This window comes from Streptomyces sp. NPDC048441 (genome assembly GCF_043200235.1).
GTDB lineage: Bacteria > Actinomycetota > Actinomycetes > Streptomycetales > Streptomycetaceae > Streptomyces.
Genome location: NZ_JBICXM010000010.1, coordinates 104,029 through 118,996 on the forward strand (window position 1 = coordinate 104,029; position 14,968 = coordinate 118,996).

The following is a 14,968-nucleotide window of genomic DNA, read 5'->3' on the forward strand; positions in this document are numbered from 1 at the left end:
CCCTTTCGGCGCCCTCAACACCCGCTCAGACGCTATATGAGGCGCTCAGGCGATCGACCAGCCGATGCCGTCAAGGATGTCGTGCTCGCTCACGACGACCTCCCGGGCCCCGGTCCGGTCCATGATCCCCAGCAGCACGAGCGCGCCCGCCGCGATGACGTCCACGCGTCCCGGATGCATCACCGGGATCGCGGCGCGTTCGTCGTGCGTGGCCTTGGTCAGGCGTTCGACGATCTCGCTGACCTGCTCGTAGGAGATCCGGGAGTGGTGAATCGCCTCGGAGTCGTACGCGTCGAGACCGAGCGCGATCGCGGCCACGGTGGTCACCGAGCCCGCGAGCCCCACCAGGGTGCGGGCCTCGCGCAGCGGGACCGTCTGCTCGGCGAGGTCGAGTGCGGCCTCGATGTCAGTGCGGACCGCGTCGAGTTCGACCGGGGCGGGCGGGTCCGTGCGGATGTGCCGCTCTGTGAGGCGAACGCAGCCGATGTCGACGGAGCGGGCGGCACCGACCTGGTCGTCGCCGACCACGAACTCCGTGGAGCCGCCGCCGATGTCCACGACGAGGTAGGGCTTGGCGAGGTGGTCGCTGCCCGTCAGCTCCTTCGTCGCGCCCGTGAAGGAGAACTCGGCCTCCTGGTCACCGCTGATGACCTCCGGCTCGACGCCGAGGATGTCCAGGACTCCGCGTACGAAGTCGTCGCGGTTCTCGGCGTCGCGGGACGCGGAGGTCGCCACGAAGCGGGTGCGCTCCGCGCCGTGGGTCTTGATGATCTCCGCGTACTCGCGGCAGGCCGCGAAGGTGCGGTCGAGTGCCTCGGGCGCCAGGCGCCCCGTTTTGTCCACGCCCTGGCCCAGGCGGACGATGGTCATCCTGCGGTCCAGGTCGACCAGTTCGCCGGTCTGCGGGTCGGCGTCCGCCACCAGCAGGCGGATCGAGTTCGTGCCGCAGTCGATGGCGGCTACGCGGGTCACTCTGAGGGCTCCTCAGTTGAATCGGTACTCAGCGGCTTCGCGTTGTGCCCACCCGTTCCGCCCTGCGGAACGCCTGCCCACAACGGGGGGACCTCTACTACTTCTCCGGAAGGGACACGCAAGCCCCCTTGCGCCACCACTCCGGGAGCATCGCGATCGCCTCGTCGCCCAGGGGGTTCACGCCGGGGCCCGCCGCCAGCGAGTGGCCGACCAGGACGTGCAGGCACTTCACGCGGTCCGGCATACCGCCCGCGCTCGGGAAGCCCTCCAGAACCTCGATGGCGTCACGGCGCGCGATGTAGTCCTCGTGCGCCGCGCGGTACGCCGCCGCGAGCTCGGGGTCCGTCTTCAGCCGCTCCGACATCTCCTTCATGACGCCGTTGGCCTCAAGAGTGCCGATCGCGGAGGCCGCGCGGGGGCACGTCAGGTAGTACGTCGTCGGGAACGGCGTCCCGTCCGGAAGGCGCGGCGCCGTCTCGACGACGTCCGGCTGCCCGCAGGGGCAGCGGTGCGCGATGGCCCGCAGGCCGCGCGGCGGACGGCCGAGCTGCTGCTTGAAGGCCTCGACGTCGGCGTCGGTGGGCTCGGTGCGCGGGGTGGTCGGCGGGGGCGTTTCCATGCCTGTCTTTCGATCGGTTCTCTAGGAGAGGTTGGTCAGGAGGGGTTGTACTGAAGAACAGAAGCGCTGAAGAACTGCGTCAGTCGTCGCCGTCCGTGCGGTCCGCCTTGTCGACGCCGTCCCAGACGTTCGAGTACCAGGGCCTGGTCGCCGCCCCCTGGTCGGTGCGCTGCTTCCTCGCCGACTCCGGGTCGACCACCGTGAAGCCGGTCTCGCCCGGCATCACATAGTGCAGCCGGTCCCGGACGCGCTGCTCCGCGTACGAGTCGTCCCGCCAGCGGGCCTTCTCGTCGCGCAGCTTCTCGACGTTCTCGCGGCGCTCGGCCTGCTCCTGGCGCTGATCCGCGATCTCGGCGCGCTGGGAGACGTACTGCCTTATCGGGTACGCGAGCGCGACGACCAGCGAGCAGAGCACGAGCGCGAGGAGCGCGGCTCGGCCCGTGAGCCGGGAGCGGCGCGCCTGACGCTTCGTCTGCGAGCGGTAGACACGCTCCGCGGTCTGCTCGCCGAGCAGCCGCAGCCTGGTCGCGGTGGAGAACCGGTCGCGGTCCTTCACGGCCATGTGTGCCGCCTCCCCGATACGTACGTACGTCCCCGCACACGGTACGGGACCGAGTACGGGGACGTAGGTAACTACTCAGGGCAGCCGAGCTCAGCCCTTGAAACGCGGGAACGCCGAACGGCCGGCGTAGACCGCCGCGTCGTCCAGGATCTCCTCGATGCGCAGGAGCTGGTTGTACTTGGCGACGCGCTCGGAGCGGGCCGGGGCGCCGGTCTTGATCTGGCCGCAGTTGGTGGCGACGGCGAGGTCGGCGATGGTGACGTCCTCGGTCTCACCGGAGCGGTGCGACATCATGCACTTGAAGCCGCTGCGCTGCGCCATCTCGACGGCGTCCAGGGTCTCGGTCAGCGAACCGATCTGGTTGACCTTGACGAGCAGCGAGTTGGCGGCGCCTTCCTCGATGCCGCGCGCCAGGCGCTCCGGGTTGGTGACGAAGAGGTCGTCGCCGACGATCTGGACCTTGCTGCCCAGCTTGTCGGTGAGGACCTTCCAGCCCGCCCAGTCGTCCTCGAACAGCGGGTCCTCGATGGAGACGAGGGGGTACGAGGCGACGAGCTCCTCGTAGTACTCGGTCATCTCGGCGGCCGAGCGGGACTTGCCCTCGAACTCGTACTTGCCGTCCTTGTAGAACTCGGACGCGGCGACGTCGAGCGCGAGGCCGATCTGCTCACCGGGGACGTAACCGGCCTGCTTGATGGCCTCGAGGATGAGGTCGAGCGCGGCGCGGTTGGAGTCCAGGTTCGGGGCGAAGCCGCCCTCGTCGCCGAGGCCGGTGGACAGGCCCTTGCTCTTCAGGACGGCCTTGAGCGTGTGGTAGACCTCGGTGCCCCAGCGCAGGGCCTCGGAGAACGACTCGGCGCCGATCGGCGCGATCATGAACTCCTGGATGTCCACGTTCGAGTCGGCGTGCGACCCGCCGTTCAGGATGTTCATCATCGGAACGGGCAGCAGGTGCGCGTTCGGGCCGCCGAGGTAGCGGAAGAGCGGGAGGTCGGAGGCCTCCGACGCGGCGTGCGCGACGGCGAGCGAGACGCCGAGGATGGCGTTGGCGCCGAGCGAGCCCTTGTTGTCGGTGGCGTCGAGGTCGAACATCGCCTGGTCGATCAGGCGCTGCTCGGTCGCGTCGTACCCGACGAGCTCCGGGCCGATCTGCTCGATGACGGCGAGGACGGCCTTCTCCACGCCCTTGCCCTGGTAACGGTTGGGGTCACCGTCACGGAGTTCGATGGCCTCGAAAGCACCGGTGGACGCACCGGACGGAACGGCGGCACGACCCGTGCTGCCGTCGTCGAGGCCGACCTCGACCTCGACCGTGGGGTTGCCTCGGGAGTCCAGGATTTCCCGGGCTACGACGACGTCGATGGACGGCACGAGCATCTCCTTCTGGGATGTGACGCGGGTACGCGGGGCGTTGGCCTCGCGGACACGAGCCTAACCGGCTCCCGGGCAAGAGCCAGCCGAGCGACCGCCCTGTGGACAAACCGAGAGCAAAAAGTTTCCGAACGGAACAAAGCGGTGGGGAGAGCGGCGGGCGCAAAAGAACCCCGCCCCGGTGCGTACGGGGGATACGCGCACCGGGACGGGGGGCCCGTGGGGACGGGGTGGCGCCCCAAAGGGGGCGGGGGTAGCGCCCCGAAGGGGCGCGGGGAACTGCGCGAGCAACCACGACGCACCCGCAGAGACAAGTAAGGCACTGCAGGGCGCCCCCGCCAGCGACTAGCTGAGGTGCAGCTGCTGACCCGGGAAGATCATGTCGGCGTTGTCGATGATGTCGCCGTTGAGCTTGTACACCTTGTGCCAGCCGCCCTTGACGTTCTTCGCCTCGGCGATCTTGGAGAGCGTGTCGCCCTTCTTGACCTTGTACTCGCCGTCGCCCTTCTTGACCTTCTTGCCGGTCGGGGTCTCGACGGTCTTCTTGGACTCGGCCTTCGGGGCGGCCTCCGCCTTCTTCGGAGCGGCCTGCTGCGGCTGCTCGGTCTGGGCACTGGGCTGGCTCTTGGGCTGCTCCTGGGTCTGCTGCGGGGCGCTCTCCTGCGCACCGCCACCCTCGTTGGAGGCGCCCGAGAGGCCGACGCCGCAGCTCGGCCAGGCACCCTTGCCCTGGCCCGCCAGGACCTTCTCGCCTATCTCGATCTGCTGGGCCTTGGAGGCCTGGTCGGCGCTGGACGCGTACTTCGTACCGCCGTACGCGGCCCACGTGGACGACGAGAACTGCAGGCCGCCCGTGTAGCCGTTGCCGGTGTTGATGGACCAGTTGCCGCCGGCCTCGCACTGGGCCACGGCGTCCCACTCGGAGTTGGTCGCGGCGGACGCCGAGCCTGCCGCCATCAGCGGGGCGGCGACGGCCACACCGGTGACACCGGCGAGCGTGGCGACACGAGTGGCCTTGGACGGGCGGCGGTGCTTGCCCTTGCTGGAAAACAGCATGAGTGATCCCCTCACCGACGCCTGCGAGGTGAGCTGTCGGGTTCGGGCCGATGAAGTTGCCCGGCCGCGCTTCCTGAGCGCGGCTTAACCCCTAGCCGTTCCCGTCCGTTCGACTGCCTCGCTCTCGCGATGCTGAACGGCCGGGCCCGGCGGAAACCTTGGTTCCCCCGCTCCTGCCTACGGCGCTTACGCGACGACTGTTCCCGAACGGCCGTTGGCAGGACTCGGCGTACCGACCGGCGGGGCCCGCTGTGGCGAGCGGTCACGACCGTAGTCATGCGATCGACGGAATTCCAAAGACGATCAGGGCTTCTGAGACCCATCTCTCACTTACGCCAATCCGGACATTCGGCGCGAAGCGGCTAGCCGACTCTTCGTCAACTTCCCTTACTTTTCGCCCAAATCGAGGCTCTGACCGGGAAGAATGAGGTCGGGGTCGGAGCCGACGGACTTCTCGTTCTCCGCGTACAGCTCGGCCCATCCGCCCTGCACGTCGAGGTCGTCCGCGATGACCCAGAGGTTGTCCCCGGAGCGGACCGTGTACGTCCCGTCGGCGCCGTCCTGCTGACGCTCGTCGCCACGGGAGGCGTGCCGGCCCGAGCCGTCGCGGTCGCCGCTGCCGGTCTTCGCGTCGTCCCCGCTGCCACCGCGGTGGCGGCCCTCGCCTTCACCGGTGGAGGGCGTGGGAGTGGGGGCGGGGGTCGGCGAAGTCTCATCGCTCGGCCCGGACTTGCCCGAGCCGTTCGAATCATGCGACTCGCCCGGCTTGCCCGGCTTGCCCGACTCGTCGTGACTCTTGTCTCGCGACTCGTCATCAGCGTCGGGCTTCTCGGAAGGCTTCTCCGAGGACTCCCCGGAAGGCTCGGCGCTGTCCGAGGGGTCGGCCGAATCACTCGGCGACGTACTCGGCTCACTCGGCTCGGCCGAATCGCCCGGCTCCGACGCCTCGTCGGAAGGCACCGTGGTGATCGGAGCGCCCGGGTCGACATCGGCGGCGGCACCGTCATCGGTGAGCCCGGCGATCGGCGCGCAGCTCGGCCAGGCCTTGGGCCCCTGGTCGTCAAGAACCTTCTCGGCGACGGATATCTGCTGCGAACGGCTCGCCTGGTCGGCCCGCGGCGCGAAGTCGAGGCCGCCGTACTCCTCCCAGTTCTGCTGCGAGAGCTGGACCCCGCCGTAGTACCCGTTGCCCGCGTCCGCGCTCCAGGAGCCACCGCTCTCGCACTCCGCGAGCTTGTCCCACGTGGCGGTGTCCGCCGCGCTCGCGCTGGTCGCGCCGAGCAGCGGGATGGCGATGGCTGATCCCGCGACTCCTGCCGCGACGATCAGGGCCGGGGCCTGGCGGGGGCGTCGGTGACGACCATTGCCGGAGATCATGCGGTTGCCTTTCGCGTGACTGGAGCGACGACTGCGGCACGGGATGCCGAGTCGTCGGTGAACGTAGCGGCAGTCGAACGCTTGTCACAAGTCGATGCAGCGGAGATCACGTGAAAGTCACAGTCTTGACGGACCGTCAGCTAAACGGCGTTTCGGCGCCTTTTCCGGTATGGACTATTTGCGGCTCTGTGCGGGTGTGAACTCCACGGGCAGCGTGCGCAGTCCACGCATGATGAGCCCGCCACGCCATCTCAAATCGTCAGGTTCCACCGCGAGCCGCAGGTCAGGGAGGCGGCGCAGAAGGGTCGCGAGGGCGGCCTGCCCTTCGAGCCTGGCGAGGGGTGCGCCGAGACAGTAATGAATGCCATGGCCGTAGCCGAGGTGCTGGTTGTCGCGCCGTGAGAGGTCGAGGGTGTCGGGCCGCTCGAACCGCGCGGGGTCGCGGTCGGCCGCCGCGAGTACGACGAGGACGGGGTCGCCGGCGGCGATGTCCTGGCCTCCGATCGTCAGCGGCTCGGTCGCGAACCGCCAGGTGGCCAGTTCGACCGGGCCGTCGAAGCGGAGGAGCTCTTCGAGCCCGGTCTCCAGGAGGCCGGTCTCCCCGCTCGCGAGAGACGCCTGTAGCCGCTCACGCTGCTCGGGGTGCGTGAGAAGGGCGTAGGTGCCGTTGCCGATGAGATTGACGGTCGTCTCGAAGCCGGCGAACAAAAGGATGAAGGCCATCGCGGCGGCCTCGTTCTCGGTGAGGTGCTCGCCGTGGTCGGACGCGCGGATGAGCCCGGAGATGAGGTCGTCGCCCGGTTCGAGGCGCTTGCGGTGAATCAGCTCGGCGAGATAGCCGCGCATCTTCTTCACGGACCGGGCGACCCCGCCCCTGGGCCCTCCCCCGTGACGGATCATCATCCCCGCCCAGTCGCGGAAGTCGTCCTGGTCCTCGCGCGGGACACCGAGGAGGTCACAGATGGCGTAGATGGGGAGCGGGAAGGCGAAGTCGTGGATGAGGTCGGCTTCGCCCTTCGCCGCGAACCTGTCGATGAGCTGATCGGTCAACTCCTGGACGCGGGGCTCGAATTGGGCGATGCGCCGGGGAGTGAAGGCCTTGGAAACGAGGCGGCGAAGGCGGGTGTGGTCCGGCGGATCGATGTTGAGCAGATGCGTCATGAGGTTGGCACTGCGCTCGCCCGGGATGCCCGTCTTGCTCTTGGCGTGCGCGGGCTCGCCGTGATGCGCCGGGTTCTTGCTGAGCCGCTGATCGGCGAGCGCCTCCTTGGCATCCGCGTACCGGGTGACCAGCCAGGCATCCACACCACTGGGCAGCCGCGTCTTGTGCACGGGCGCGTGCTCCCGCAGCCAGGCGTAGGCGGGGTAGGGATCGGTGGCGAACTCCCAGGTGAAGAGCTCTGGCCCCTGGGCCTCGGACAAGGGGGCCCCTGCGGGGCAGGCTGCGGGGGGCGCCTCTGCGGAGGCGGGCGGCTGGTCTTGCATGAGGTCGACCGTATCCGGGGTCGGTGGTTCCCCTCCCCCTGGCTCGGTCGGAGCCATGCTGCTCCGCTCCGGGGTCTTGCGCACCGTCATCAACGGCTCCGCCGAGTTCGTCCTCAAACGCCGGACGGGCTGGAACCCCGGCGCCGCACTCCGTCCGTCCTCACCTGCCGGAAAGGCTGGAACCCCCCTCGGCAACCAGCACCGCATCCCGATAAGCCCGCGCCGCGACCCGCAGTGCCGCCTCCGGATCCACACCCTCCGCCTCGGACCTCAGCGCGAGGGCGAGCAGCTCGTAGCCGACCCCGTCCCCGGAGGGGAGAGCCACCTCGAGCCCCGCCGCACGCACCCGCGAAGCCAGCTTCGCCGTGAAGGCCAGGCCCGGCTGGCCCAGGGGGATGCCCTCCGTCAGTGATGAACGCTGCTTCTCCTCCGCCTTCGTGCGGAGCCAGTGCGCCTTCACGTCCTCGGGGGTTTCCGCCGCGTCGTCGCCGAAGATGTGCGGGTGGCGGCGGATCAGCTTTTCGACGATGGTGCCCGCCACGTCGTCCACGGAGAAGGGGGACTCGGCGTCCTCCTCGGCGATGCGGGCGTGGAAGACCACCTGGAGCAGGACATCGCCCAGCTCCTCCCGCAGCTCTTCCCTGTCGCCCTCCTCGATCGCCTCGACCAGTTCATACGCCTCCTCGATGGCGTACTTCACCAGGCCCTTGTGCGTCTGCTGGGACGACCAGGGGCACTCGACCCGGATCCGGTCCATGACCTGGACGAGGTCGAGGAGCCGCGCGCCCGGAAGGTCGTACGACGCCGGGAGCAGTTCCAGGTCGGGCATCGAGACGCGGCCCGAGCCCGCGAGCCTCGCCAGGCCGTCCGTCAGGGCGCGGTCGCCCTCCGCGGTGGCGATGACCAGGACCGTGCGGTCGCCCGCGCAGGCTTCCACCAGCTCCTGGGCCGTGGGCGATGACTGGTCGACCCGCACACCCGCCTCGCGCAAGTACGGCAGTTGGTGGTGCGTGGCGTCCGCGCACAGCACCTCGTCGGCCGCGTGCAGTGCCTGCCACGCGGGCCAGGAGAGGAGGCCGGGGGCCACGCGGTGGCTGGTGGTGAGGAGAATGACGCGGCCGGGGGCATCGGCCTGGGGCGTGGTTTCGTTCACCCGTCGAACGTAACCCACGGCACTGACAGTGCTCCTACCCACGGCGCTGACCGCACTCCTCCCTACGCCTGCTCGGGCTCCGCGGCTCCGTCCCCGGACACCTCACGCACCCACGGCGTCTTCGCGTCCGCGCGCTTGCTCTTCTCCACGTCCCACCTGCCGTACCGCGGGTTCAGATCCACGTCCATCTTCTTGGAGGCCGCGGAGAGGGCCTTCCAGAAGACCGCCTGGCCCTCCGGCGCGTTCATGTCCGCGCCCAGCCGCTTCGCCAGCTTCTGCGCCTCGATCTCCGTACGGAAGCTTTCGTCGAGGCGGGACGGGGGGACGCTGTACTGCTGGAGCCAGCCCTGTTCGAGCGCCTTCTTGCCGCCCGCCTGCTGCTCGAGGCCCGCCTTCATCGTCTGGATCTCGCGGCGCGAGACATCGACGCCCGCGTCGGCCGCCGCGCGGTGCAGGACCTTGTCGAGGACCATCGTGTGCAGCGTGCTGCGCGTGAGGCCGCCGGACTTGGAAATGGCCTGTTGGTACTGCTGCTCGTCCGGGATCGCGGCGCGCTGCGCGTCACGCACCTCGTTCACCCGGCCCTCCAGCTGCGCCACCGTGATCCGGTCGCCGCCCACGACGGCCGCGGCGCCCGGATGCGCTTCGTTGCCGCAGGCGGTCAGGAGGGGGGCCGCGGCGATGGCCGCGGTGGAGAGGGCGAGCGCGGTACGAAGACGACGGCGGTGCAAGTGAGCCTCCCGGTCGAGAGATTGTGCGGCGGTGCACAAAGTCTTGCGGTGATCGATGTTAGGCAGTGGCCGGTCTCTCGGCCACCTATTCGACCAACGATTCTCGGGGAGTTGGGGCACCCTCGCCCACCATCCTCGCCCCCACCTGTCACTATCCGCGCACTTGTCCGAGCCATTGCAACGTACGCCGGATCTCCGCCGGGAACATATGGCCCACCCCGTGCATCCGCTCGGCATCCAGAAGAAGGCGCCCCAGTGTGTCGTGCGCCGCGGCCCGGTCGCCGAGGGCAAGGAGCAAGTGGCCGATGCGGCGGCGGATTTCGAGGGGGCGCTGGCGGTCGTCGGATGCGTAGCGGTTCTCGTAGTACGGCAGGAGCGCCCGGTACTCCGCGAGGGCCGCCGCCGGTTCGCCCAGCTGTTCCAGGCACTGCGCCGCCTCGTAGCGGAACTGGAGCGAGTGCGGGTCGGCGTGGCCGGACTCCGCGGCGCGCTCGTCGGCGAGGCGGCGCAGTTCGGGCAGGGCGCGGCGGTACTGGCCGTCGTCCATCAGCGTCGCCGCGTACTGCTTGCGCAGGGAGCGGACCACCGGGGAGTTCTCGCCGTGCTTGGCGGCGGCCGCGGGCAGGATCGAGCCCAGGATGTCGACCGCCTGCGTGATGCGGCCCTCGCCGAGGAGTCGCTTGACCTCGTCGACCGCGCGGACGACGTCGGTCTGGCTGCCGGGGCCGCCCGAGCCCTGCCGCCGGTCGGTCCTGTCCGGATGGATGGCGGGGGCCGATGCCGGTGTCGCCGCGCGGTCGGGCCACGGGGCGTGCGGGCGAAGGAAGGGGCGGGTGGGGTCGAGGGGGCCGCCGGTGGGGATGCCACGGGCGGGAAGCAGCGGGGCCAGGTCCTCGTAGACCTCCTGGGCGCTGCCGTGCCGGTGCTGCGGGTCCTTGGCGAGGAGCCGGAGCACCAGGGTTTCGAGGGCGTCGGGCACCTCGGGGCGCAGGCGGCGGACCGGGACCGGCGGTTCGTAGAGGTGGCGGTGCAGGACGCCGAGCGCGGTGGAGCCGGAGAACGGCACGTCTCCGCTGAGGAGTTCGTGGAGAAGGACTCCGAGGGCGTACAGGTCGGTGTACGGGCCTACCGCGCCGCCCATCGCCTGTTCCGGGGCCATGTACGCGGGGCTGCCGATGGGCGAACCGGTGTGCGTGAGGCGGGTGGTGTCGGTGTCCAGGACCGAGGCGATGCCCAGGTCGAGGATGGAGATGGTGCCGTCCTGCTTGACCATCACGTTCCGCGGCTTGAGGTCGCGGTGCACGATCGGCACGGCGTGCACCGCGGAGAGCACGGCGCAGAGTTGGGCCGCGATCGCCACGGCCCACTGCCACGGGTAGGGGTCGTGTTCGGCGAGGTGGTCGCCGAGGTCGGCCCCGTCGACGTACTGCATGACGAGGTAGAGGTCCTCGTCCTCCGTGCCCGCGTCGTGGACGGTGACCAGGCCCGGGTGGTCGACCTGCGCGGTGACGCGGCACTCGCGCACGAAGCGGCGGCGCAGTTCTTCGGCCTCGGCGCCGGCTACCCGGTCGGGGCGCAGGAGTTTCACCGCGACGCGGCGGTCGAGGCGTTGGTCGTACGCCGTCCAGACCTGGCCCATGCCGCCCTGGCCGATGAGCTTGGAGAGTTCGTAGCGCCCGGCGACGACACGGCCGCCCCCCGTTCCGGGTGACACGGTCAGCTGCCGCCTTCCTGCTTGCGCAGGTAGTCACTGAGCTCGTCGAGCTCGGCCTGTACTTGGTGGATGCGGGCCGGTGCAGGGCGCGTGGGCGGGGGCGGCGTCTGCTGGACCGGCGGCTGGTGCAGTTGTGTGGGCTGGAGGTGGACGGGGGCGGGTCCCGGCTGCTGTGGATAGCCGTACGAAGGCTGCGTTCCCGCGTAGCCGCCGTACTGCGGCTGCCGGTTGCGGCTGAAGTGCCGTATGTCCGCGGACAAGTAGTAGGCGATCGCGGCGACCAGCGTGCTCAGCAGGATCACCATGCCCGCGCTGCCCTGCTGTTGGAAATCGTCCTCGCCCGGGTCGACGCCGATGAGCACCAGTGCCATCACGTCGAGCGCGGCCACCAGCCCGAAGAGACCCCAGTCGCGCGCCTTGCGCGTCACGATCGCGAGCCGCAGCATCGGCGCCCAAGCGGCGAGACCGCAGGTCATGAAGGCGAGGACCACGAACAGCACACGCAGCGTCACCTGGGTGCCACCTGAGGTCGGCGGCGGTTGCTGCGGCGCGTAGCCGTGGCCTTGCATGGCTGCTCCTGGTGCCTGGTGCGGCCGCGCGTCCTCTTGGGGAACGCACGGCCGAAAGTCAAAATACGAACGGATACGAACGGATGCAGATTCGAGCGTATAGGCCGACAAGGAGAAGCGGTCCCGGGTTGGACCGAACCGTTGCCGTACTGGTCACGCCTGATCGCGTCCGGATCGCGGCCCCCCGCCGGAACCCGATCGTGCCACTCCGGCGGAAGCCGGCCGTCCGTCAGTCCGTCAGCCCGTGCCGCACCCACACGTTCGGTTCCACGTACACCGCGTACCCCCGCTCCGGATCACAGTGCACCGGCACCAGCGCGCCCGTCACCTCGACCGGACCCGCCGTGTCGAAAGGAAGCCCCGTCCACGCCCGCCACTGGGCGGTCGAACCGGACACCGTCATCGACGCGTGCGCCACCTTCGCGATGACACCGCCCGCCCGCACATGCACCCGCAGCCACGGGTCGGCGGGCAGCCCGTCGTCCCGCTTACGCTGTGCGTACGTGTCGATGAGCGCGGCCGGTTCGAGGTGCTTGGCGTTCGGGCGCACCGGAGCGACGACTTCCGTGAAGCCACGCGCGCGTGCGTTCTCGCGCATCGCGGCGAGCATCCGCCCGGACACTCCTTGACCGAGGAAGTCGTTCGCGACGGTGATCTCGATCGCGCTCACCGTGTCGGGCTTCCTGCCGTGCCGCAGATCGGAGAACGCCCACAGCATGACCTGGTCCCAGCCACCGTCCGGCAGCCCCCCGCGCCCGTCGGCACGCAGCGCGAACGGCACGCTGAACGCCCGTGCCACGACCGCGCCCCGCTCGTCCGTGGCGACCAGGACGTAATCGGGGAGTTCCTTGACGATCCGCCCGATCATCGACCACGCGATGGGGTCGTGTCCGATGAACTCCGGCCAGGTGTCGTCCATCTCCCAGAGCGGCCCGGTGAGTTCGGGCCGCTCGGCCAGTGTCGTGATCTTCAGGTCCATGTCCGGGACGGTAACGGGCACGAAGCGGCCTGTTAAGCCCTTTTCCCGTACGCCTCAGCGCGCGTGGAACCGGCCCGGCGCCGCTGTCGGATTGCCGCCCGCGGGCAGCTTCTCCCGCGGGCACCCCGACAGGACCCGCTTCATGGCGTCCCGCTCGGCGCCCGTCACCCACACCCCGTACTTCTTCTTCACCGCCACCTGCCGTGCCACGTAGGCACACCGGTATCCCTTGTCCGGCGGCAGCCACGTGGCCGTGTCGCCGTCCCCCTTGCCACGGTTGGGGCCCGCGTCGACGGCGAGGAGATTGAGCGGGTCATTGGCGAAAGCTATGCGCTTGCTCGGCTCCCACGTGCCCGCACCCTTCTGCCAGGCGTCGGACAGGGCGACGAGATGGTCGATGTCGACCTGGCTGCGGCCGCGTACGAACGTCACGTCCTTGCCGGTGTAGGGGTCGGGCGCGAGCGCCCCGGAGGCCACCTCGCAGTCACCGCCGTCCCGGAACTTCACGTCCTCCAGGTCACGCTTGAGGATGTCGTCCCGGGTCCCGCAGGAATTGGAGTCCGTGTCGGCCCAGGCGCTGCCGAACCGGTCGCGCTCGTAACCGGTCTTGGGGGCACGGCCCTTGACGGTGAGTGAGCTTACGGCGGCGAGCGCGGAGCCCGCCTTGGCGTCGGGCCCCGAGGAGCCGCCGCCCTCCTCCTCCTGCGGGTCGCAGCCTGTGACGGAGCCGGTGACGACCAGCGCGAGCAGCAGCGCTGCCGGAACAGCGGCGGTACGACGGCGGCTCACTGGACGGCCACCTTCGCGCCGAGCGCCAGCGTGCCGGGCGTCACGACGTCCGCGTACACCCCGATGCACATGCCGCGCGTCGCGGTGAGCGTCTTCAGGATGCGGTTGTCGGCGGGGAGGCCGCGCTGGGCCTGGGTGGTCATGACGCAGCGCTCGATGCGCTCGGTGACACGCAGGCGCAGGCCGCCGTCGAAAGCGATCTCCCGCCCCACCCAGTCCTCCTCGACCCACGGCTCTTCCGTCCCGACCACGATGTTCTTGCGCAGCCGGCGTACGTCGGCGGGGTCGGCGTCGCCGAGCAGCTCGCCGAGCGCGTGCAGCGAGGCGGTGCCGACGAGGGAGGCGGCGCCCGCGTCCTGGTGGCTCACCTCGCCCTCGCGTGCCAACTCCACACCGGCGCCGAAGAGTTCACCGATCCGGGGATCGCCAGGCCGCAGCGTCTCGCCGTCCGGCGTGGTGACCACAGGGCCGCCGTCCTCGTAGGCGGCGGCATACTCGAGCATCCCCGGCGTGCGCCGGAACCGGCGGCTGTTCTTCCCGCTCCCCAGCTTCCCGTCCTCGTACCGCAGGGCCCACAGCCGGTCACCGGCCACGCCCCGCTCATCGAGGACGAGCCGCTCGCGCTCCTCCCCCAGCATCGACTTCACCGGAAAACGGACGAGCCCCACAACGGCCCCAGACCCCACGGCACTTCCCCTCCCCTGACGCACATGCTTCCGACTCTTACCGCCACCGTACCGAGCGACTGGTTTAGACCATATCGCCCCTCGACGAGCAACCATGACAAAGCAGACGTATCGTCGATCGCATGGGCATCTTCGACAAGATCAAGGACCAGCTGCGCGGCAGCAAGGGCAAGGACATCTCCGACGCCGCGGAGAAGAAGATCAACGAGAAGACCGGCAACAAGTACACCGACCAGGTCGACTCGGCCCAGAAGCAGGCCGAGGACAGGTTCGGCATCGGCGGCGACGACCCGAAGCAGTGACGCCATAGCCAGGCAACGGCACAGGGAGTCGCGGCGGCACACACCGCCGGGACTCCCTTGCGTACGTCGGCGTACGTCGGCGTACGTCGGCCATTACCTCCCGCGTAATCGACCCCTCCCGGCCCCTGCGGCACCATCGAACACATCCGCAGGAACACCGACCGAGGAGTCCGAATGACGACGACCACCAAGGCGCTCACCGAAGAAGCCACCCGCGCCGCCGTCCAGGCCTTCCTGGGGCACCGGCTCACCGGTGACACCGAGGGCCTCACCGCCCTCTTCGCCGACGAGGTCGACTGGATGCTGGCCGACAACCCGGGCGTGCCGTGGCTCCGGCCGCGCTCCACCGCCGCCGAGTGCGCGGCCCAGTCCGCCGAACTCGCCGCGCACACGGTCCCGGAGAAGGCCGGAGCCACCGTCGACACCATCATCGTCGAGGGCACGGACGCCGTGATCTTCGGTCGGCTCTGGGGCACCGTGACCGACACCGGCAAGTCCTTCGAAGGGCCCTTCGCGCTGCGGCTCACCGTCGAGGACGGCCGCGTCACGCGGCACCACCTCTACGAGAACAGCCGGTCGATCGCCGACGCCTGCACTCCGTGA

Annotated in this window: 16 protein-coding genes and 1 riboswitch; of the genes, 2 read left to right on the plus strand and 14 right to left on the minus strand. The window is 69.9% G+C overall.

All coding sequences use genetic code 11. The annotated features are described in order from the left end of the window. Window positions 1-45 precede the first annotated feature (45 nt). The 14 genes from ACGFSB_RS24560 to ACGFSB_RS24625 all read right to left on the minus strand — a co-directional run bounded on the left by ACGFSB_RS24560 (window position 46) and on the right by ACGFSB_RS24625 (window position 14,159). Window positions 46-972: an exopolyphosphatase gene (locus ACGFSB_RS24560; RefSeq protein ID WP_393403039.1), complete on the minus strand. Its 927-nt coding sequence runs from the start codon at window positions 970-972 to the stop codon at window positions 46-48. A gap of 97 nt (window positions 973-1,069) precedes the next feature. Continuing rightward, on the minus strand, window positions 1,070-1,591 hold the full coding sequence (locus tag ACGFSB_RS24565; RefSeq protein ID WP_393403042.1) for a DUF501 domain-containing protein: 522 nt from the start codon (window positions 1,589-1,591) through the stop codon (window positions 1,070-1,072). A gap of 79 nt (window positions 1,592-1,670) precedes the next feature. Then, window positions 1,671-2,153 carry a septum formation initiator family protein gene (locus ACGFSB_RS24570; protein WP_393403045.1) on the minus strand — a complete coding sequence of 161 codons (483 nt, stop codon included), beginning with the start codon at window positions 2,151-2,153 and terminating at the stop codon, window positions 1,671-1,673. A 90-nt stretch (window positions 2,154-2,243) separates the two neighbouring features. Further along, window positions 2,244-3,530, minus strand: coding sequence for a phosphopyruvate hydratase (gene eno / locus ACGFSB_RS24575; RefSeq protein WP_393403048.1), 1,287 nt, complete (start codon window positions 3,528-3,530; stop codon window positions 2,244-2,246). A 339-nt stretch (window positions 3,531-3,869) separates the two neighbouring features. Next, window positions 3,870-4,580, minus strand: coding sequence for a transglycosylase family protein (locus ACGFSB_RS24580; protein ID WP_393403051.1), 711 nt, complete (start codon window positions 4,578-4,580; stop codon window positions 3,870-3,872). Window positions 4,581-4,583: 3 nt separating this feature from the next. Continuing rightward, window positions 4,584-4,775, minus strand: a riboswitch (cyclic di-AMP (ydaO/yuaA leader). A gap of 192 nt (window positions 4,776-4,967) precedes the next feature. Next, window positions 4,968-5,957 (minus strand): transglycosylase family protein, encoded by a 990-nt coding sequence (locus ACGFSB_RS24585; protein ID WP_393403054.1) that lies wholly within the window; start codon window positions 5,955-5,957, stop codon window positions 4,968-4,970. A 174-nt stretch (window positions 5,958-6,131) separates the two neighbouring features. Further along, a complete protein-coding gene (locus tag ACGFSB_RS24590; protein WP_393403057.1) occupies window positions 6,132-7,442 on the minus strand; it encodes a cytochrome P450 in 1,311 nt (436 codons plus the stop codon). 160 nt (window positions 7,443-7,602) lie between these two features. Next, window positions 7,603-8,595 carry a nucleoside triphosphate pyrophosphohydrolase gene (locus ACGFSB_RS24595; protein ID WP_393403060.1) on the minus strand — a complete coding sequence of 331 codons (993 nt, stop codon included), beginning with the start codon at window positions 8,593-8,595 and terminating at the stop codon, window positions 7,603-7,605. 62 nt (window positions 8,596-8,657) lie between these two features. Further along, window positions 8,658-9,326 (minus strand): SurA N-terminal domain-containing protein, encoded by a 669-nt coding sequence (locus tag ACGFSB_RS24600; RefSeq protein WP_393403063.1) that lies wholly within the window; start codon window positions 9,324-9,326, stop codon window positions 8,658-8,660. 151 nt (window positions 9,327-9,477) lie between these two features. Then, window positions 9,478-10,965: a protein kinase gene (locus ACGFSB_RS24605; RefSeq protein ID WP_393403514.1), complete on the minus strand. Its 1,488-nt coding sequence runs from the start codon at window positions 10,963-10,965 to the stop codon at window positions 9,478-9,480. 77 nt (window positions 10,966-11,042) lie between these two features. Next, the gene (locus ACGFSB_RS24610) at window positions 11,043-11,609 is read right to left on the minus strand and encodes a hypothetical protein (RefSeq protein ID WP_393403066.1); all 567 of its coding nucleotides are present in this window, start codon (window positions 11,607-11,609) and stop codon (window positions 11,043-11,045) included. Window positions 11,610-11,838: 229 nt separating this feature from the next. Then, on the minus strand, window positions 11,839-12,588 hold the full coding sequence (locus ACGFSB_RS24615) for an N-acetyltransferase (protein WP_393403069.1): 750 nt from the start codon (window positions 12,586-12,588) through the stop codon (window positions 11,839-11,841). Window positions 12,589-12,642: 54 nt separating this feature from the next. Continuing rightward, window positions 12,643-13,377: an HNH endonuclease family protein gene (locus ACGFSB_RS24620; RefSeq protein WP_393403072.1), complete on the minus strand. Its 735-nt coding sequence runs from the start codon at window positions 13,375-13,377 to the stop codon at window positions 12,643-12,645. Then, entirely contained in the window at window positions 13,374-14,159 is a 786-nt protein-coding gene (locus ACGFSB_RS24625) for an MOSC domain-containing protein (protein WP_393403075.1), read from the minus strand. Before ACGFSB_RS24625 ends, ACGFSB_RS24620 begins: the two co-directional genes overlap by 4 nt. A 26-nt stretch (window positions 14,160-14,185) precedes the next feature. Between ACGFSB_RS24625 and ACGFSB_RS24630 the strand changes: the two genes are divergently transcribed. Both ACGFSB_RS24630 and ACGFSB_RS24635 read left to right on the plus strand, forming a co-directional pair. After that, entirely contained in the window at window positions 14,186-14,365 is a 180-nt protein-coding gene (locus ACGFSB_RS24630) for an Rv0909 family putative TA system antitoxin (protein ID WP_393403078.1), read from the plus strand. Window positions 14,366-14,539: 174 nt separating this feature from the next. Beyond that, a complete protein-coding gene (locus ACGFSB_RS24635) occupies window positions 14,540-14,968 on the plus strand; it encodes a nuclear transport factor 2 family protein (RefSeq protein ID WP_393403081.1) in 429 nt (142 codons plus the stop codon).